The organism is Ancylobacter sp. Lp-2, assembly GCF_020523795.1.
Lineage (GTDB): Bacteria > Pseudomonadota > Alphaproteobacteria > Rhizobiales > Xanthobacteraceae > Ancylobacter.
This window is the reverse complement of the sequence record NZ_JAJALI010000001.1, coordinates 913,758-929,028: the sequence shown is the minus strand read 5'-3', so window position 1 is coordinate 929,028 and position 15,271 is coordinate 913,758. Positions and strand designations below refer to the sequence as shown.

The window sequence follows — 15,271 nt, the reverse complement described above, 5'->3', positions numbered from 1 at the left end:
TGGACGTGCCTGGTGCCGACTTGGTCGTGCTCGATCTACCGACCGGCATCGTCATCGTCGACCGTGGCCACAACACCGTCCATGGCGATCCGGCCGAGCTGCGCCGGCTGGCGCGCGCCATCCTTGCCGTGTGTGATCAGGCGGAAAGCGATCCGCCGGACTGGCGGCCGGCCGGCTTCCAGCACACGCTGGAGGGTGTCTGATCACTCCAGTCGTTCGGCGGTTACACCAGCGGACGGGACATCCGAAGACCCGCCCGCTGAAAGCCTCGCGCTTCATAGAACGCGTGGGCGCCCTCTCGATACAGGCCGCTGGTAAGCTCAAGGGTATCGCATCCCGCGCGCATCGCGAGGTCTTCTGCGAACCGGACTAAGGCGCTGCCTATCCCCTCTCGCCTCGAAGTTTCAGCCACAACGATTGTTGTGATCCTCGCCAGCGGCGCCGGATAGAACAAGAGAGGTGCGATATGAAGGGCGAGCAAGCCCACGGGCTTTTGGTCGCCATCGTCCGCGATAAAGGCTGGGTCGGTCATCCTGCTGGGTGCCAAGGCGAGACGCCGTTCAATTTCAGCGATCGAATGATCGAATCCCATCCCCCGCATCAAGACGGATATCGCAGGGGCGTCGCCCGACGTGACCGGTCGGATGCTCACCAACGTGGCCATGCTCGTCACTCCAAATCGTCTGGCGTCTCGCCGTAGCGAGCGATCACGACGGCCGGCTCGAACTCGCCTTGGCTCGGATCCCCGGTGCGAGAAAACGCCACCGCGCCGGCCTTGCGGGCAGAGAGAACTAGCGCCTTCGACGCTGCCGATGTGGCGCTTTGTACTTCGATCGCTTCCTCGGCGACAAGCTCGCCTTCCTCATTCCGCACGAACGGCAGCACCACGTAATAGGTCACGCTCGCCATCTGCGTCGCTCCTCCGATTGAGCACAGAGAGGAGTTCTAACACCCCTACCTGGATCGGGCTTGTTCTATTTTCGTTCTCGTGGAATCAATCTGGCCATCAACCGATGGAGCAGACGATGCCGAGCGAGCAATCGCCCGCCGAACAGCAGCCTATTGTCGTCACCGACACCGATGTGGACGAAGCGATAGCCGCCTGCGGCGGCGATGCACGTGAGGCTGTTCGGGCTCTTCTGATAGCCGGGCAGTTTATGGAGGCCGCATTGGAAGCGGCGCGACAGGAGGCCTCGTGGGGCTATGTCCGGGGCCGGCCATCGCGGCACCTGAAAGAGGGAGCGGGATCGTGAGCAAACGAACCCAGCGAGCGCTCCACGCGCACGAAGCCAAGGAAATGCAACGCGAGGTGCGGGAGTTCCAACGCCATGTACGTCAGTGGGCCGCGCGGCTCCCGATTGGCACGACCGCGTATCTGGGCTGCGACATCCTCAACTACTCGCTGATCCTGATGGATATGCAGCTGGCCGCCGCCATCGACGCGGCGCCCTATGAACGCCCGCCGGGCTTCGGTGGGATGGAATCCTGATCAGAATAGCGCGGGTTGCGTCGGCGTCGCCATGTCATCGGTCGCCGGCCGCTCCACGATCACGATCTGATCGTCCAGCAGGGGGCGCTGAAGCGCCGCCGCTTCGTCCCATGGGGCGCGCAGCCAGACGTCGCGCTCCTCGGCCTTTGTCAGGATCACCGGCATCGCCTTGGTGTGAACCGACCCGACGACCGCATTCGGCTCCGTCGTCAGGAAGCCGTAGAGGTCGGCCGTAACCTCGCCCTCCTTGATCTTCCGCACGCCCGTCCATGTGGTCCACAGTCCGGCGAAGAAGGCCAGCGGCTCGCTAGGCGTCAGAGCAAACCATTCCCATGTGTCCGGCCCCTTGGCGCCCGCCGGGGGCTCGCTGAAGCTGGTGAACGGCACCAGGCACCGATGCTCGGTGCCGAGCCAGCGCTGCCAATGCCGGCTGCTGGTGTTTCGGATGTTTGTCACGCCCTTGTCGGGCTCCATCCGCAGCAGATCCTTGAAGTCGACCGTCTGCCCCTTCGCCTCGAGCTTCGCCGCGCGCTTCTTGGCGGCTTCAAGCTGCACGACCTGTGATGTCGGCATCCCCCAGCGAGCCATGACGATCTCGCGCTCGCCATCCTCGCCATTCCGCACCACTGGCGCCGGGTAGTCGGGATAGATGCCCGGCTGGGGCGCCAGATTGCCGACGCCATTGCGGAGCGTCCCGACGAGGTCGGTGATGGCAGCGAGGTTGGATTTATGGCTGTAGAGGTTGCACATGCGGATCTGAACTTCCGGCGCGCTGATGGGTTGCCTCCCTAGCAATAGGAGGTTCCCATGATCCTAGACCATTCTGCCAAACCCGCCGAAGATCTGGAAGACGTTCAGAAGATCCGGTTCTTCTTCCGCGGCGACACCGATGTGGTGCCTTGCTTGGTCACTTGGGAGGCGCTGGATCGGCTGGAGGGCGGCAAGGCAGCGGACCGCGCGGAGCGCCTTGAGCGGTTCGAGAAACACCGCTCGGCTATCGAGGTTGCCGCACGTCGCAAGGCGGTCAATGCGAATGGCATAGTGACCGTCAACGCAGATGAGACCGTTCAGGCCGCCAAGGGGGAATGATGCCTGCTCGGCCGGGAGGCGCCCCGACGCTGTCCTTGACGCACTTGCCGAGGAAGCTGGAGCGGGCTGCACCCGCAAGCTTCCTGGAATCGGCGGTGGCGACGCAACTGTCGGCGAGGGCAGGGCCGGCAAAGGCAATCAGAACGGCGAGAGTGATGAGTGACTTCATCGAGCCGTCTCCCCTTCAGATGCCGGGAGTTGGTCGTGGCTGAGGACCGGCGTCGAGAAGGCGCAGAGGGATACCGGCAAGCGGTAATTTAATATCTTATTTACGAACAATTTTAGTTCAAATTCGGACACATTTCCGATGCGGAATGTGTATCGCCGAATGACCGGCAGCAACTTAAGGAGAAGTGGAATGGGTACGCCTACCTTCCCCGGCGGTAATGGTGGTGGAACGAGCGGTGGCGGCAAGCCAGGCGGTGGTGGACCCCGCCCTGGTCCGTAATGTGAAGCCAAAATATCTGGAATAATCGTGAGCGCAGGGGGCGAGACGTCGACCTCTGCGCTTTGATTCATTACATTACTTCGTAGTCAGCGAATTATTCTCAGTTGCAGCTCGCTACTTCCATCTCGCCGAGGCCGTGCAGCGGCGGGGGCTGCTGGGGCGGTTGAGCAGCCGCCGGCTACACGGTCGACGTCGAGGCGAGGTTGTGGCCTGAGGGGAGGCGCTTGATTTCTGTCGGGCGCCATGCGCTCACTAGACTGAAGGCGAGTCGGTTCATTCGCCTTGCGATCTGGGTATGATCCTCGATGCGTTGGGCCTTCCTTGTTCTGCTCCTCGCGATCGCAGCTCTGCTCGGGATTGACGTTGTGCTGCGCACTGCGTCATACCCGGATGGTTGGAAGAGCATTGACGTTGTGACTGCCACTTTGGCGGCGCTCGGTGTGACCCTCGCGGCGACAACGATATTTCTCGGAGTTGCCGCTTTTCTCGGATATTTTCATATTAGAGAAATCGCCAATGACACTGCCAAGTCTGTGGCAAAGGAGGCCGCAGAAAAAGTGGCAAAGGCAACGGCAGAAGAGATAGCTGGTCGATTGGTTCGAACGGCGTTGGATCAGGAAGGCGGCCAGGGAGGCGGCGATGAATATGCACACGGCGCAGCCAGGGACGGCGGGTGACGATCGCCATCTGACGGCGATGGAGGTCATCAGTAGGCATCAACTTACCCCTCCTGTCGACGTCTTTGCGATCGCCAAGGCACTGGGTCTTTATGTGCGCGTGGCATCTGATCTCCCCGACAATGTATCGGGAAAGATTGAGGCGCCGTGGTTCAATGGTGATAGCTATACCGTCAGTATCAATGGACGGCACTCATCGACTCGTCAGCGATTTACGTTAGCTCATGAGATCGCTCATTTTGTGCTTCATCGTAGCTTGATCGGTGACGGCATCGTTGACGATGCAATGTATCGCAGCGACAGGAGTGACGACATTGAGCGGCAGGCTAACAGCTACGCTGCCACAATTTTGATGCCGGCTCCGCTGGTTCGAGCGGCCTTTAGTGCGGGCACAAAGGACTATGCGGGAATGTCTCGCCTGTTCGACGTATCGAGTGAAGTGGCGCGCATTCGGATGCGTGAGCTAAGGCTCGGCATATAGCGCCAGGAGCCGCACCGTAGCTCCTGGCGCTCTGCCTCACACTCGCTCGGCGAATGCCCTTATATCTTCCAGCGTCGCCTCATAAGGCCGCTGAACGGCGCCCAGTACGGCCACATTACGATCGTCCGTCACCATGTAGCCCGGCCCGTATACGGCGCGGGTCCAATGGCGCGCGGGCGCCTTCTGCAGATGATAGCCGGCCTTGTTGAGGCGGTGGCGGATGGCGGACTCCGAGTTGCAAATGCGCATGGTCACTCTCCATTTATGAGGGGATGACTTCGATGCGCTGCGAGCCGGGGCGGAACAGTCAGGTCCGCGGCGGGCACGTCACCTCCGCCCTCATGCAGAGGGCTTCACCGGCACGAGGACGATGCTGGAGATCGGGGCGGCAGTCAATAGGTCGGTGGGGCCGCCGGGCAAGATGGAGCGCACCGTCTCCCCACGATGCGCTCCACCTCCACAGACACGGATGTCCGCAGCATGCCTCACGGCAAGCGGCCGGAAACTACATATGTCGAGCATGCCGTAAGGTTGCCGTAGAATGAAGAAGCCGTAACGGTGGTGGGGCGGCCTTCGCTTACATTCAGGCTGCACCCGACCACGGATACGACGTTGGCTGCCCCGCCCTATGGCGCCGCGCTAGGAGATTGTTGGCCTGAGCGCCGAACAGCCTGCCGTGTGACGCTCGAGGTGTTCTTCGTCAGCCTCAGCAGCTTGCGATGAGCCGCCAGCACCTGCCGCCAGTGGTGCTCGCTGAGCCGGAGCATCGTAGCACGCTCTTTTCGATCCGGAGAGCGTCTTACCATGGCAAGGGCAGCAGATAGATCCTCAAGGGCTAGCTCGAGATCCGACACGGTTTCGTTGATATCCGACATGACCCGCCCCGAGTCCTCTAGGTGGCATCCTGCCATGGATGCAACCAACGTCAAGGGTGCTGGCGCGCCGAAGGATGTGCGGCCGGGCGCTACTAAGGGGCTAGTAACGCCCGGCCTAGGCCTGCGCTCGTAACACCGGGGTTGCGGTGAGGGGGAGCGTCACGCCGTCCAGAAATCCGATGGCCGGACCCGCTGACCATACCGCGTCCGGCCGGCCGCCTCCACGACGCTGGGAGCCCGCCGCCCGCCCCAGCACCGCTTCGCGCACCGGCTCTGGGGTGGAGGGTGCGGCAAGGGCGTGGAGGGCGGTGGGGGCCAAACTTCCCACCGTGGGAAGTTCGTAACCAGGCCGCTTGACGTAGTGCCCCACAATAACGAAACATGTGCGCATTTTGTGGAGCACTACAATGTTTGTAAAGTGGTATCGCAGGAAGCGCAATGCCCGTTTGGCTGGCGGCCTGGGGGATCTCCTGATTTGCAAGCTTGTTGAAAGCCGCCGCGACGAGGAGGGCACGCCGCGGCACCATGTGGTTGCTTATCTTGGGTCCACACGAGAGGGCACGCCACCCGACACCCCTCGAGAGGATATGTTCTGGGAGTCGGTTCGATCCTCGCTAGCCGGGCTGGATTTACCGCAAGACAGACGCGAAAAACTATTTGCAACCGTTGCAAATGGATTCAAGGAACGACGGACAGGCGGTCGGCAGCCCGTCAATCAGTAGTTGGTGCCGGGGGCGCTTGCGTCTGATCATGCCAATTGGCATGATCAGATCAGCGTAGCGATCTGCCTGTAGCCTTGGCCGTGGCCTTGGTGAAGCGGTCGGGGATTGAGGGTTCGCGCCGTTCTCGGTCTCGGCGTGCAGCGCTTCATCGGCGCAGCCTCCTCCGCCTCCCCATCGACCAGCCGATCGCCCGTGACGTAGCCACCCGCTAGGCCACCAGCTATCCTCCCTGCCATGGTAATCCACCACACCCACCCTCCGAAGACGTCCGTGCGCCATAGGGGCGCACCGGCGATTGTCGGAGGGTCACATGCACCACAAGCGGAAACGCCCGAAATCCACGCGGGCCGGGTGCCTTCTTTGTAAACCTTGGAAACGGCAGGGCACCTGCCTGCACGATCGCGATAAGGCATCCGATTTGCGGCGGCGGATCATCGCTGACGAGAAGGTGCGCGAGTTCAAGTGCGACTAGCCCAGAGCGAGCAACGCCGGAATCCGGCGTTGCGTCGCCTATCAGCAGCCGTCCGCGCAGAGGCGGCATATAGCCCACGGGCAGAGCTGCATCGACGGGCTGCGGCCCGTCGGCGTCGTGCCGGAGGCGCAGAAGCGCAGCTTGGTCGGAAGGGTGTTTGGGGTGTGAGGGAGGATGCTTGCCGCCAAAATGGCGGCAAGCATCAATCGGCAGGCTGGTGTGCGAATTCGAAGAATGGCGGCTCACCGCGGTCGCGACTAGCCTCAGATAGCCAAAGACGCCACTGGAGTATGGGGGCGGTGTTCTGCCCAATGGTGGATATGATCTTGTAGTCGTCGAGGTTTACACCTGCAGGTGCCCACCCATTTGGATTCTGTAGAACCAGAATCGGCCCCTCATCTGTTATCTGAATGGAGCCGGCTGTTTCCGTGTATTTCGTGTTCTGAGGTCGTGTGTTCTCATCAATTGTTGGCTCTAGAACCCACGATGAGCCAAAACTTATGCAATTTATGGACAGCTGGACGTGTCGGAGCGCCATGCTCGGGCTCAGTACGGCGATTGTCGACTGGACAGGATCGTTCTCAATGACAAGGGCAATATTGGCGCCGTTTCTTAGGCGCACTATTTCTCCTTGCTGACAGTCCTTTAGCTTCTTAAGTCGAATTTCCGGATCGATCTTCATTCACTCCCCCACCTCAACGGTAGCAGCCTGCCATGGCTGCAACCGGCTGGGAATGGGCATCGTGCGGACAGCAAGGGATAGGCCGCCTTCGTGGCGGTGCCCCCTCCCGTCCTTACGCTTGCTTTCAATCTGGTCAAGTTGACCAGATTGAACGACCTCACCGTCTTCGTCGATGATGCCCATGAGCACCATCCATTTCTTGCGGTGCTTGGCGCTGACGGTCGCCCTCTACGCCCGAAAGTCATCCCAGCGCTTGACGAAATCATCTGATGTTCGCCAGAGCGCCTGAACGAGCAGTGGAGCTCTGGGCGCCTCCACGGCTTCGTCCATTGGATATCGAAGCGGATATTTCTTGGCCAGCGCATGAAGCCTGCCGAGCGCAAGGACGTACTCTTCGGCTAACAGCGCCGTGTCTTCGATGCCCTCGATGCCGCAATAGCGGTCAGCCTCCAACTCAATTGAGTGGGCGATGTTGGCGTTGATTCGGACATGACTCCTAACCGGCTCGGCCTCTTGCCGTTTCCACATCTGTTCGATGTCGTGACCACCGTGACCGGTATTGATGGTGCCGCCATTGAACAAAATGGCCGCCTTGAGCATAAGCTCCAGCCCGTGGCCGGCAAGATGTAGGGCGGGCAGGTACAGTATTCGCCCCTTGTCGTGCATTGCCTCGGTCAGCGTGAGGGCGCCCTCAAGATGCCGCTTAGCGTAGGCTATGTGCTTCCCGGCTGGGGTTCTAAAAAAGCCTCTACCTACCTCATCCTCGTCATGCATTACTCTGTCCTCCGTCTGGAGCACCTCCCTACGGCGCAGACTCCTCCGCCTGTCCGTCCCCATCTCCCCGCAGGTGCTCCCCGCCGATCGCCTGGTACAAATTCCACAGCGCCAGCCCGGCCTCATGGGCGAGGGCATACCATTCCGGGTTCGTCAGGATCGACGGATGCTCGGCCAGGTGCCGTTCTACCGAGTCATTGAACACCGACGCCATCTGCAGCGCTTCGTGGCAGCCAAATGTGCCCGGCGCGAAATCCGCAGCGAGCTCCTCCGGTGTGGTCTCACGCTCCTCGGCGGCAGCAGTCAACTGCTCGAGCCTGGTCTTTTCGACTTCTTCAGGGGTGTACGTGACGGCGGGTTTTAAGGGCATGGGGTGGCGCTCTGGTGGGACTTGCTTGGCTGCGCACTCGTTGTGAACAATGATGCTGCGGCGGTTGATGGAGCTCCCCATGGCCAAGCGCAGCACCCTGCCGAAATACGTAAGCGAGGAGGTGGATAGGAAGACCGGCAAGGTCTACGTCTACTTCCGTCGCCGCGGACGCGCGAAGGTGCGGATGACTGATCCGCCCCACTCCGAAGCGTTCAACGCGCACTATTGTCAGCTGCTTCAGGGTACCCCTACGCTAGAGCCAGTCGACCGCAAATGCGAGTCCGTGGGCACCTTCGGTTGGCTGGTCGTGCAGTATTACGGCTCGGCCGAATTCAGGCGCCTTGACGCGAGGACGCAGCGAGTCCGTCGGCAAATTGTAGATTCGATCCTGGCAGAGAGTGTCCCTGGTGGCGATGAGCGGAGGGGTACATATTCATCCGTTTCGCTTGCCAAATTCACCGGCAAGGCGGTTCGCGCTCTCCGAGACCGGAAGGCGACCGGCGCCGATGGCAGTCCGACGCCCTCCGCGGCGAACAGTCGCCTAAAAGCGCTGCGCCAAGTCTTTGCCTATGGTGTCGACGCTCAAGTGCACGGAAGTCTGCAATCAAACCCAGCGCGAGACGTTCGATATCTGCCCCCCATGCGGCCCGATGGCATACCGGCTTGGACTGACTGGGATGTTTCCCGCTTCCGCAGAACCCACCCGCCCGGCACCATGGCTCACCTCGCCTTGCTGTTGTTTCTCGAGTTTGGCCAGCGGATCTCCGACGTCCACAGGCTGGGCGCCGACATGGTGCATGACGACAGCATTACCTTCACCCAATGGAAAAATCGGCAGCGAAAGCCGGTAACGCTAACTCTCCCGATTGGCGCTGAGCTGTTAGCGGCGCTGGCCGGGGTCCCAAACGAACGCAAGACGTTCCTGGTGAATGATCACGGGCGCCCATTTCCGAGCGCCAACTCGTTCGGCAATCAATTCCGGATCTGGTGCAAGAAGGCCGGCTTAGAAGGCCGCTCCGCGCACGGTCTGCGCAAATACTTTTCAGCGCATCTCGCGGAGCTTGGCGCTACCGATCGTGAGATCATGGCATTCACGGGACATAGGAACGCTAAGGAGGTCGACCGCTACACCCGCTCTGCCAATCAGCGGCGGCTCGCGCGTGCGTTTCACGAGCGAATGGCGGCGAACAAGTCAGAGGGCGATCCAAATATGAACTAGGCCCTCTCCGTGTGCCCGTAAGCACCAGCACGTTGTTGCCCCCGCGAGGGGACACTTGCAGATTCTCGGAATCGGGGCGAAGGTGTCCGTGGGCTTGAACACCCGGACCGAAGATATGGCCACTCACGTTTGGCGACGGTGAGTAGCTGAAGCGCGAAGCCTCTTGGCGGAGGCTGGACGCATGCGGCGCCTTGGCGGGCGACCGAACCTGGCCATCAGTATGGCCGGGAGCGGTGCGCTATGTCCAGAGGGTAATACCTTAAAAGCGCAACGGCCTGTCTCTTCGGCAGGTGTTCAACTCCCGGCTGCCTGGTCTGTCACCAGGCACGGCCTTGAACAGCCGATACCGAAGAGCCAAACCCCCATGCACCTCGATCCCGACTACGGGCATTGCCCGCCTGCCGACCGCGCAACCTTGCGCCGCGACCTAACCCAGATCATCGAGCGCGCCATAGAGGCCCTGGACGCCCTAGAGGCCGACACTGACGCCGAGCAAGAACTCGGCTGGACGCTGGGCGTCAATCAGGAGCATGCCCTTGCCTGGTGCACGCTAGATGCATCCGGGACGGCAGAGCCAGACGACCATGGCGGCGGCGACATCAATGACGAACCGCACGACGCCGAAGATGACATGGCGGCCGATCCGGATGCCCTTCACCTGTTGCGCGACGAGTTCGTGTTTTCCCAGATGATGAGCGACACACGCGTCGAGCGGCACGAAGCAAGCAACGCCGCGCTGCAGCAGCTGGCGGACATGACTGGCCAGTCATTCAGGGCCGTACACTGGCCCCGGGTGACGATGCACCCGAAGCGGCCGCCCTCCCGCGAGGGCCTCACCCGGTTGCGCGGCATCGTCAACGGGGTGCCGATGCTGGTGGAGATCACGCGATGAACATGCAATCCGCCACTCCTGGCGTGAAAGTTGTCAATCCTGACGCGTTCCCGCTTCTCTATTGCATGCTCCTGAACTCGCCTTGCGCGGTGGAGGGCTGGGAGCCAGGCACCCCGCTGGCGTTCACGCAGCTAGATCAGCCCAACGGTGGCGACGCGGCGATTCTCTACATTAAGGGACGCGATCCGGTGTTGATCAGGCTCGTCACAGACATCCTCCCCGAGGACTGGCAGGCTCTGCCAGACCACCGCATGACTGCAGGGAGCGATGTCGACGCTGCGGTCGTCTGTGACGTCCTCGGCACTGATCGAACTGTGTCCGTCCGACTCGAGCGAGTGACTGCGATCCACAAGTGCCTTGGGCCGGTCAAACGTCTAACCGGGAGGTCCGCATGACCGCCTTCAGCCTTGGTGACCCAACCTGGGCACGCGAAGCCCGTCGGCGTCTGGTCGATCGGCCGCCGCCGTTAAAGGCGTGGCGGTTCGAGATCGGCGATCGTGTCGCGATCATCCATCGCGGGGCGATGCAGATTTGTACGATCACTGGACGGTCAGAATTCGCTGATCGCCCTGACCGCTACGAGGTCGTGTTTCCGAACTTCGACAGGTTGCGACGGAAGTGGCGGGATTCGGACGAAATCTCGCCGGCCCGCTAACCGCTCAGCCCCGTCGCGCACTGTGCGGCGGGGCTTCAGCTAAGGCCGTTATGGCAAATTGCATACTGAGTGGCTAAAAGCGCCAAAAATCCCAATAAAATCAATGGGATATGGTGCCCAGGAGAGGACTCGAACCTCCACGGTGTTACCCACTGGTACCTGAAACCAGCGCGTCTACCAATTCCGCCACCTGGGCACATGCCTTGCGGCACGGCGGCGAGACATAGTCGGGGGACCTCCCGCTTGTCAACGAGGCAATTGCATCAATCGCGCTTCTCCTGTGGGGAATTTTTCAACCGCCCCCTCCCCTCGCCGGATCCTCGCCCGTTCGCCGCGGCAGGCCGATGAGGTGTATGATGAGGATGATCGGCGCCGATGAGACCGACAGGCCGCCGCGCCGGGCCGCTCGGCGCTGGACGCTGGCGCGGCGGCGCGCTAATCGTCTGGCATACAGGATTATCCGGGCCGGGAGAGCACCATGGTCGACGCCGCTACCTCCGACGAGATGCCGCTTCCCGACGAAGCGGAACTGGAGGCGCGTTCCGCCCCCATGGAGCGCCTCGTCACTGTCTATGGCGGCTCGGGCTTCATCGGCCGCCATGTGGTGCGCTCCCTCGCCCGCATGGGCTGGCGGGTACGCGTCGCGGTGCGCCGCCCGGACCTCGCCGGTCATCTCCAGCCGCTCGGCGCCGTCGGGCAGATCAACCCGGTGCAGGCCAATCTGCGCTACCCGGCCTCGGTGCTGCGCGCCGCCGAGGGCGCGGAGGTGGTGATCAACCTCGTCGGCGTGCTGCATGAGGGTGGCCGGCAGAGCTTCGAGGCGGTGCATAATTTCGGCGCCAAGCAGGTGGCGCTGGCCGCCCGCGAGGTCGGGGCGCGGCTGATCCACGTGTCGGCGATCGGCGCCGATCCGAACTCCGCCTCCTCCTATGCCCGCACCAAGGCGGCCGGCGAGAGCGCCGCCCGCGAGGCGGTGCCGGAAGCGGTGATCTTCCGCCCCTCCATCGTGTTCGGGCCGGAAGACAATTTCTTCAACCGATTCGCCGCCATGTCGCGCCTCGCCCCGGCGCTGCCGCTGATCGGCGGCGGCACCACCCGCTTCCAGCCGGTGTTCGTCGGCGACGTTGCCAACGCGGTGGCCAAGGCGGTGGACGAGATCGCCAAGCCGGGCACGGTCTACGAGCTCGGCGGGCCGGAGATCCTCACCTTCAAGCAGCTCATGGAGATCATGCTGAAGGAGATCGACCGCAAGCGCCTGCTGGTGCCGCTGCCCTTCGCCATCGCCTCGCTGCAGGCGCGGCTGCTGGAGCTGCTGCCCAACCCGCTGCTCACCCGCGACCAGGTGAAGCTGTTGGCGCATGACAACGTCGTCTCCGCCCAGGCGATCGCCGAGGGCCGCATCCTCGAGGGCCTCGGCATCCAGCCGACCGCGCTCGGCGCCGTGCTGCCGGGCTATCTCTGGCGCTACCGCAAGGCCGGCCAGTTCACCCGCCTCGTCGCCTGAGCCGGCTCCTCATCCCATAAAAAGGCCGCCGGAGAGCGATCCCCGGCGGCCTTTTTCTTGAGCGGCCTTGTGGGCGCGGCTCAGCCGACCAGAGCCAGCGCGATCAGCCCGACGCCGCCCACCGCGATGCGCCACCAGCCGAACGGCGTGAAGCCGTGCCGGGAGACGAAGCCGATCAGCGTGCGCACCACCGCCAGCGCCGCGACGAAGGCGGCGAGGAAGCCGACGACGATGAGGATGCCGTCATCCATCGAGAGGGCGTCGCGGTTCTTGTAGAGGTCGTAGGCGAAGGCGCCCGCCATGGTCGGCAAGGCGAGGAAGAAGGAGAATTCCGCCGCCGCCGGCTTGCTCACCCCGAGCAGCAGCCCGCCGACGATGGTGGAACCGGACCGCGACACCCCCGGGATCATGGCGAGGCACTGGATGAAGCCGATCTTCAGCGTCAGCAGCGGCGGCAGCGCCATGGGATCGGTGTAGCGCGGACGGATCTTCAGCGTGTCCACCCACAACAGCACGATGCCGCCGAGAATCAGCATCACGCAGATCAGTGCCGGCGATTCGAACAGCACCTGCTTGATGAAGCCGTGCGCGAAGGCGCCGATCACCGCCGCCGGCAGGAAGGCGACGAGGATGCCGATGACGAAATTGCGCGAGCGCGGGCTCGACGGCAGCGTGACCAGCACCTGCCAGAAGCGCTGGAAATAAGCGACTACGATGGCGAGGATGGCGCCGAGCTGGATCAGCACCTCGAAGACCTTGCCCTGGCTCTCGAAGCCGAGGAAATGACCGGCGAGCAGGATGTGGCCGGTGGAGGAGACGGGGAGGAATTCGGTGAAGCCTTCGAGAAGGCCGAGCAGGAAGGCTTCGAGCAGATTGCCGAACGACATGAAGACGATCCGGTGAGAGGCAGCGGAAAAGACGTCCGACGACCGCCGCAGGACGGACGAGGAACAGCGGAAGCCGCATCCTGTCCGGTTCGCGGCCGGCGATCAACGTGACGTAACGGTGGGAATTCGCCGTCGACGCCGCGCCGACACCGTGTCATCACGATTCCGCCTCACGAAGGTAATCCATTTTACCCTGGGTCGGCGTTGCGGACATGATGCAACGTTCTGGAGAATACGCATGAAACGTCTTCTGGCCGCGTTGGGTGGCCTCATCGCCCTCACCGGCGTGGCCTCCGCGCAAACCGGCGGCTTCGTCACCACCAATGTGAATTTGCGCGCCGGGCCGGGCACCGATTATCCGGCGGTCGTGGTGCTCGGCGCCGGGACCCCGCTCTCCATTTTCGGCTGCCTCGACACCTATAGCTGGTGCGATGTCGACTGGCGCGGCTATCGCGGCTGGGTCGCCGCCGCCTATCTCGAATACGATTATCGCGGCCGCCGGGTGGAATTCCCCAGCTATGCCCCGATGATCGGCGTGCCGATCATCGGCTTCAGCGTCGACAATTACTGGGGCCGCTACTATCGCGACCGCCCCTGGTATGGCGACCGCTACCGCTGGGGCTCGCCCCCCGGCCGGCGTCCCCCGCCGCCTCCGGGCGGTGGCTGGTATGGCGGCCCGCCTCCGGGTGGCGGCGGCTGGGGCGGTGGCGGTGGCGGCTGGAACAACGGCCCGCCCCCGCCGCGTGGCGGCTATGGCGGTGGCGGCTATGGCGGCGGCGGTGGTGGCTGGAATGGCGGCCCGCCTCAGGGGGGCGGCTGGAACGGTGGCGGACAGCCCCCGCGCGGCAACTGGAACGGCGGCGGCGGCCAGCCTCCGCAGGGCAACTGGAATGGCGGTGGACAACCGCCGCGCGGCAATGGCGGCAATGGCGGCCCTCCGCCGCAGCAGGGCCGCCCGCCGCAGCAGGCCCAGCCCTCCGGTCCCCCGCAGCAACAGGGACGCCCGCCGGGACCGCCGCAGCAAATGGGCGAGCGCCCCGGCCCGCAGCGCAGCGACGATGGCTGCCCGCGCGTGCAGATGCAGAAGGGCCAGTGCTGACGGACCGGACCGAGGGTTACGGCGAAAACACCGAACGGCGTGCCCGCTGGCGGGCCGTTCGGCACCCAATGGCACGGGCGAATTCCCCCGCCCGTGCCGGTTTGCCGCCTGACGGCTCTTGAAATAGCGGGCCCGCTCCTGTAAGGGGTGCGGCCTTATCGAACCGCCCGGCGAATTAGGGCTGCCGCGGCGGTTCTTCTGCTCAACACCAACAATATGGCCACGCACGCCGTAAGGCGAGCATCAGGCCGCGGAGACCGAGCCAAATGCCCAAGATGAAGACCAAGTCCGGAGCGAAGAAGCGCTTCAAGCTCTCCGGCACCGGCAAGGTGATCATGGCCCAGGCGAACAAGCGCCATGGCATGATCAAGCGCACCAACAAGCAGATCCGGAACCAGCGCGGCACCTCCGTCATGGCGGAGCCGGATGCGGTGGTCGTCCGTAAGTATTTTCTGCCCAACGGCTGACGCCAGCCCTTAGCCCGTACCAGGAGAATTCCCCATGGCCCGTGTCAAGCGCGGCGTAACCTCCCACGCCAAGCACAAGAAGGTGCTGAAGGCTGCGAAGGGTTATTTCGGCCGCCGCAAGAATACCATCCGCGTCGCCAAGCAGGCCGTCGAGAAGGCGCAGCAGTACGCCTATCGCGACCGTAAGGCGAAGAAGCGCAATTTCCGCGCCCTGTGGATCCAGCGCATCAACGCTGCGACCCGTGAGCTCGGCTTCACCTATGGTCGATTTATCGACGGTCTCGGCAAGGCCGGGATCGAGGTCGACCGCAAGGTGCTCTCGGATATCGCCATCCATGAGCCCGAGGCGTTCAAGGCGCTGGTGGAGCAGGCCAAGGCCGCTCTGGAGCCCAAGGCCGCCTGATCTGGCCGCCTGACCTCCCCGCATCTGCCGGGACCAAAATGAGAAGAGCCCCGCGCGTCCGCGCCG

23 protein-coding genes and 1 tRNA gene are annotated in these 15,271 nt (G+C 63.2%); 14 read left to right on the top strand and 10 right to left on the bottom strand.

What is annotated here, in order from left to right; genetic code table 11:
- The first annotated feature begins 5 nt into the window (after window positions 1-5).
- A complete protein-coding gene (locus LGR54_RS04405) occupies window positions 6-203 on the top strand; it encodes a hypothetical protein (RefSeq protein WP_230360710.1) in 198 nt (65 codons plus the stop codon).
- A gap of 20 nt (window positions 204-223) precedes the next feature.
- Here LGR54_RS04405 and LGR54_RS04400 read toward each other — a convergent pair whose 3' ends face one another.
- Together LGR54_RS04400 and LGR54_RS04395 are read right to left on the bottom strand one after the other, a co-directional pair.
- Window positions 224-664, bottom strand: coding sequence for a GNAT family N-acetyltransferase (locus LGR54_RS04400; protein WP_230360709.1), 441 nt, complete (start codon window positions 662-664; stop codon window positions 224-226).
- 5 nt (window positions 665-669) lie between these two features.
- Window positions 670-909 carry a hypothetical protein gene (locus LGR54_RS04395; RefSeq protein WP_230360708.1) on the bottom strand — a complete coding sequence of 80 codons (240 nt, stop codon included), beginning with the start codon at window positions 907-909 and terminating at the stop codon, window positions 670-672.
- A gap of 116 nt (window positions 910-1,025) precedes the next feature.
- Between LGR54_RS04395 and LGR54_RS04390 the strand changes: the two genes are divergently transcribed.
- Together LGR54_RS04390 and LGR54_RS04385 are read left to right on the top strand one after the other, a co-directional pair.
- Window positions 1,026-1,253, top strand: a complete 228-nt coding sequence (locus tag LGR54_RS04390) for a hypothetical protein (RefSeq protein WP_230360707.1) — start codon at window positions 1,026-1,028, stop codon at window positions 1,251-1,253.
- Window positions 1,250-1,489, top strand: coding sequence for a hypothetical protein (locus LGR54_RS04385; protein ID WP_230360706.1), 240 nt, complete (start codon window positions 1,250-1,252; stop codon window positions 1,487-1,489). The genes LGR54_RS04390 and LGR54_RS04385 overlap by 4 nt, the downstream gene beginning before the upstream one ends.
- Here the strand turns inward: LGR54_RS04385 and LGR54_RS04380 are convergent, their stop codons facing one another.
- Window positions 1,490-2,239, bottom strand: coding sequence for an SOS response-associated peptidase (locus LGR54_RS04380; RefSeq protein ID WP_230360705.1), 750 nt, complete (start codon window positions 2,237-2,239; stop codon window positions 1,490-1,492).
- A gap of 57 nt (window positions 2,240-2,296) precedes the next feature.
- On the opposite strand from LGR54_RS04380, the gene LGR54_RS04375 reads away from it, so the two are divergent.
- The 3 genes from LGR54_RS04375 (at window position 2,297) to LGR54_RS04365 (ending at window position 4,184) form a co-directional block, all read left to right on the top strand.
- On the top strand, window positions 2,297-2,578 hold the full coding sequence (locus LGR54_RS04375; protein WP_230360704.1) for a DUF1488 family protein: 282 nt from the start codon (window positions 2,297-2,299) through the stop codon (window positions 2,576-2,578).
- Window positions 2,579-3,331: 753 nt separating this feature from the next.
- Window positions 3,332-3,703 carry a hypothetical protein gene (locus tag LGR54_RS04370; RefSeq protein WP_230360703.1) on the top strand — a complete coding sequence of 124 codons (372 nt, stop codon included), beginning with the start codon at window positions 3,332-3,334 and terminating at the stop codon, window positions 3,701-3,703.
- Entirely contained in the window at window positions 3,666-4,184 is a 519-nt protein-coding gene (locus LGR54_RS04365) for an ImmA/IrrE family metallo-endopeptidase (RefSeq protein WP_230360702.1), read from the top strand. The genes LGR54_RS04370 and LGR54_RS04365 overlap by 38 nt, the downstream gene beginning before the upstream one ends.
- Window positions 4,185-4,220: 36 nt before the next feature.
- On the opposite strand, the gene LGR54_RS04360 is transcribed toward LGR54_RS04365, so the two are convergent.
- The 5 genes from LGR54_RS04360 to LGR54_RS04340 form a co-directional block, all read right to left on the bottom strand.
- A complete protein-coding gene (locus tag LGR54_RS04360; protein ID WP_230360701.1) occupies window positions 4,221-4,433 on the bottom strand; it encodes a hypothetical protein in 213 nt (70 codons plus the stop codon).
- A 2,022-nt stretch (window positions 4,434-6,455) separates the two neighbouring features.
- Window positions 6,456-6,935: a hypothetical protein gene (locus tag LGR54_RS04355; protein WP_230360700.1), complete on the bottom strand. Its 480-nt coding sequence runs from the start codon at window positions 6,933-6,935 to the stop codon at window positions 6,456-6,458.
- Window positions 6,936-7,118 (bottom strand): hypothetical protein, encoded by a 183-nt coding sequence (locus tag LGR54_RS04350; RefSeq protein ID WP_230360699.1) that lies wholly within the window; start codon window positions 7,116-7,118, stop codon window positions 6,936-6,938. It abuts the gene before it with no gap.
- A 45-nt stretch (window positions 7,119-7,163) separates the two neighbouring features.
- Window positions 7,164-7,709, bottom strand: coding sequence for a hypothetical protein (locus LGR54_RS04345; RefSeq protein WP_230360698.1), 546 nt, complete (start codon window positions 7,707-7,709; stop codon window positions 7,164-7,166).
- A gap of 28 nt (window positions 7,710-7,737) precedes the next feature.
- Entirely contained in the window at window positions 7,738-8,079 is a 342-nt protein-coding gene (locus LGR54_RS04340) for a hypothetical protein (protein ID WP_230360697.1), read from the bottom strand.
- Window positions 8,080-8,158: 79 nt separating this feature from the next.
- On the opposite strand from LGR54_RS04340, the gene xerC reads away from it, so the two are divergent.
- The 4 genes from xerC (at window position 8,159) to LGR54_RS04320 (ending at window position 10,845) form a co-directional block, all read left to right on the top strand.
- Window positions 8,159-9,298, top strand: a complete 1,140-nt coding sequence (gene xerC / locus LGR54_RS04335; RefSeq protein ID WP_230360696.1) for a tyrosine recombinase XerC — start codon at window positions 8,159-8,161, stop codon at window positions 9,296-9,298.
- A 364-nt stretch (window positions 9,299-9,662) separates the two neighbouring features.
- The gene (locus tag LGR54_RS04330) at window positions 9,663-10,190 is read left to right on the top strand and encodes a hypothetical protein (protein ID WP_230360695.1); all 528 of its coding nucleotides are present in this window, start codon (window positions 9,663-9,665) and stop codon (window positions 10,188-10,190) included.
- Entirely contained in the window at window positions 10,187-10,585 is a 399-nt protein-coding gene (locus tag LGR54_RS04325) for a hypothetical protein (protein ID WP_230360694.1), read from the top strand. The genes LGR54_RS04330 and LGR54_RS04325 overlap by 4 nt, the downstream gene beginning before the upstream one ends.
- A complete protein-coding gene (locus tag LGR54_RS04320) occupies window positions 10,582-10,845 on the top strand; it encodes a hypothetical protein (RefSeq protein WP_230360693.1) in 264 nt (87 codons plus the stop codon). The genes LGR54_RS04325 and LGR54_RS04320 overlap by 4 nt, the downstream gene beginning before the upstream one ends.
- A gap of 111 nt (window positions 10,846-10,956) precedes the next feature.
- On the opposite strand, the gene LGR54_RS04315 is transcribed toward LGR54_RS04320, so the two are convergent.
- Window positions 10,957-11,041, bottom strand: a tRNA-Leu gene (locus LGR54_RS04315).
- Between the two features lie 282 nt (window positions 11,042-11,323).
- Here LGR54_RS04315 and LGR54_RS04310 point away from each other — a divergent pair.
- Complete coding sequence (locus LGR54_RS04310; protein WP_370638125.1) at window positions 11,324-12,349, top strand: complex I NDUFA9 subunit family protein; 1,026 nt, start codon at window positions 11,324-11,326, stop codon at window positions 12,347-12,349.
- Window positions 12,350-12,429: 80 nt separating this feature from the next.
- Here LGR54_RS04310 and LGR54_RS04305 read toward each other — a convergent pair whose 3' ends face one another.
- Window positions 12,430-13,236, bottom strand: a complete 807-nt coding sequence (locus LGR54_RS04305; protein WP_230360692.1) for an undecaprenyl-diphosphate phosphatase — start codon at window positions 13,234-13,236, stop codon at window positions 12,430-12,432.
- A 238-nt stretch (window positions 13,237-13,474) separates the two neighbouring features.
- Between LGR54_RS04305 and LGR54_RS04300 the strand changes: the two genes are divergently transcribed.
- From LGR54_RS04300 to rplT, 3 genes are all read left to right on the top strand, one after another.
- Window positions 13,475-14,335 (top strand): SH3 domain-containing protein, encoded by an 861-nt coding sequence (locus tag LGR54_RS04300; protein WP_230360691.1) that lies wholly within the window; start codon window positions 13,475-13,477, stop codon window positions 14,333-14,335.
- A 266-nt stretch (window positions 14,336-14,601) separates the two neighbouring features.
- Window positions 14,602-14,802 carry a 50S ribosomal protein L35 gene (rpmI, locus tag LGR54_RS04295; RefSeq protein ID WP_213353165.1) on the top strand — a complete coding sequence of 67 codons (201 nt, stop codon included), beginning with the start codon at window positions 14,602-14,604 and terminating at the stop codon, window positions 14,800-14,802.
- 34 nt (window positions 14,803-14,836) lie between these two features.
- Window positions 14,837-15,205 carry a 50S ribosomal protein L20 gene (rplT, locus tag LGR54_RS04290; RefSeq protein WP_213353166.1) on the top strand — a complete coding sequence of 123 codons (369 nt, stop codon included), beginning with the start codon at window positions 14,837-14,839 and terminating at the stop codon, window positions 15,203-15,205.
- Window positions 15,206-15,271 lie beyond the last annotated feature (66 nt).

Bases quoted from the DNA above. Each gene is read 5' to 3' on its own strand.
- LGR54_RS04365 (WP_230360702.1), top strand. From the start codon at position 3,666: ATGAATATGCACACGGCGCAGCCAGGGACGGCGGGTGACGATCGCCAT.
- LGR54_RS04300 (WP_230360691.1), top strand. From the start codon at position 13,475: ATGAAACGTCTTCTGGCCGCGTTGGGTGGCCTCATCGCCCTCACCGGC.
- LGR54_RS04330 (WP_230360695.1), top strand. From the start codon at position 9,663: ATGCACCTCGATCCCGACTACGGGCATTGCCCGCCTGCCGACCGCGCA.
- LGR54_RS04390 (WP_230360707.1), top strand. From the start codon at position 1,026: ATGCCGAGCGAGCAATCGCCCGCCGAACAGCAGCCTATTGTCGTCACC.
- LGR54_RS04355 (WP_230360700.1), bottom strand. From the start codon at position 6,935: ATGAAGATCGATCCGGAAATTCGACTTAAGAAGCTAAAGGACTGTCAG.
- LGR54_RS04340 (WP_230360697.1), bottom strand. From the start codon at position 8,079: ATGCCCTTAAAACCCGCCGTCACGTACACCCCTGAAGAAGTCGAAAAG.
- LGR54_RS04370 (WP_230360703.1), top strand. From the start codon at position 3,332: ATGCGTTGGGCCTTCCTTGTTCTGCTCCTCGCGATCGCAGCTCTGCTC.
- rpmI (WP_213353165.1), top strand. From the start codon at position 14,602: ATGCCCAAGATGAAGACCAAGTCCGGAGCGAAGAAGCGCTTCAAGCTC.
- LGR54_RS04395 (WP_230360708.1), bottom strand. From the start codon at position 909: ATGGCGAGCGTGACCTATTACGTGGTGCTGCCGTTCGTGCGGAATGAG.
- LGR54_RS04310 (WP_370638125.1), top strand. From the start codon at position 11,324: ATGGTCGACGCCGCTACCTCCGACGAGATGCCGCTTCCCGACGAAGCG.
- LGR54_RS04380 (WP_230360705.1), bottom strand. From the start codon at position 2,239: ATGTGCAACCTCTACAGCCATAAATCCAACCTCGCTGCCATCACCGAC.
- LGR54_RS04350 (WP_230360699.1), bottom strand. From the start codon at position 7,118: ATGGGCATCATCGACGAAGACGGTGAGGTCGTTCAATCTGGTCAACTT.
- LGR54_RS04375 (WP_230360704.1), top strand. From the start codon at position 2,297: ATGATCCTAGACCATTCTGCCAAACCCGCCGAAGATCTGGAAGACGTT.
- LGR54_RS04360 (WP_230360701.1), bottom strand. From the start codon at position 4,433: ATGCGCATTTGCAACTCGGAGTCCGCCATCCGCCACCGCCTCAACAAG.
- LGR54_RS04325 (WP_230360694.1), top strand. From the start codon at position 10,187: ATGAACATGCAATCCGCCACTCCTGGCGTGAAAGTTGTCAATCCTGAC.
- rplT (WP_213353166.1), top strand. From the start codon at position 14,837: ATGGCCCGTGTCAAGCGCGGCGTAACCTCCCACGCCAAGCACAAGAAG.
- LGR54_RS04400 (WP_230360709.1), bottom strand. From the start codon at position 664: ATGGCCACGTTGGTGAGCATCCGACCGGTCACGTCGGGCGACGCCCCT.
- LGR54_RS04345 (WP_230360698.1), bottom strand. From the start codon at position 7,709: ATGCATGACGAGGATGAGGTAGGTAGAGGCTTTTTTAGAACCCCAGCC.
- LGR54_RS04305 (WP_230360692.1), bottom strand. From the start codon at position 13,236: ATGTCGTTCGGCAATCTGCTCGAAGCCTTCCTGCTCGGCCTTCTCGAA.
- LGR54_RS04320 (WP_230360693.1), top strand. From the start codon at position 10,582: ATGACCGCCTTCAGCCTTGGTGACCCAACCTGGGCACGCGAAGCCCGT.
- xerC (WP_230360696.1), top strand. From the start codon at position 8,159: ATGGCCAAGCGCAGCACCCTGCCGAAATACGTAAGCGAGGAGGTGGAT.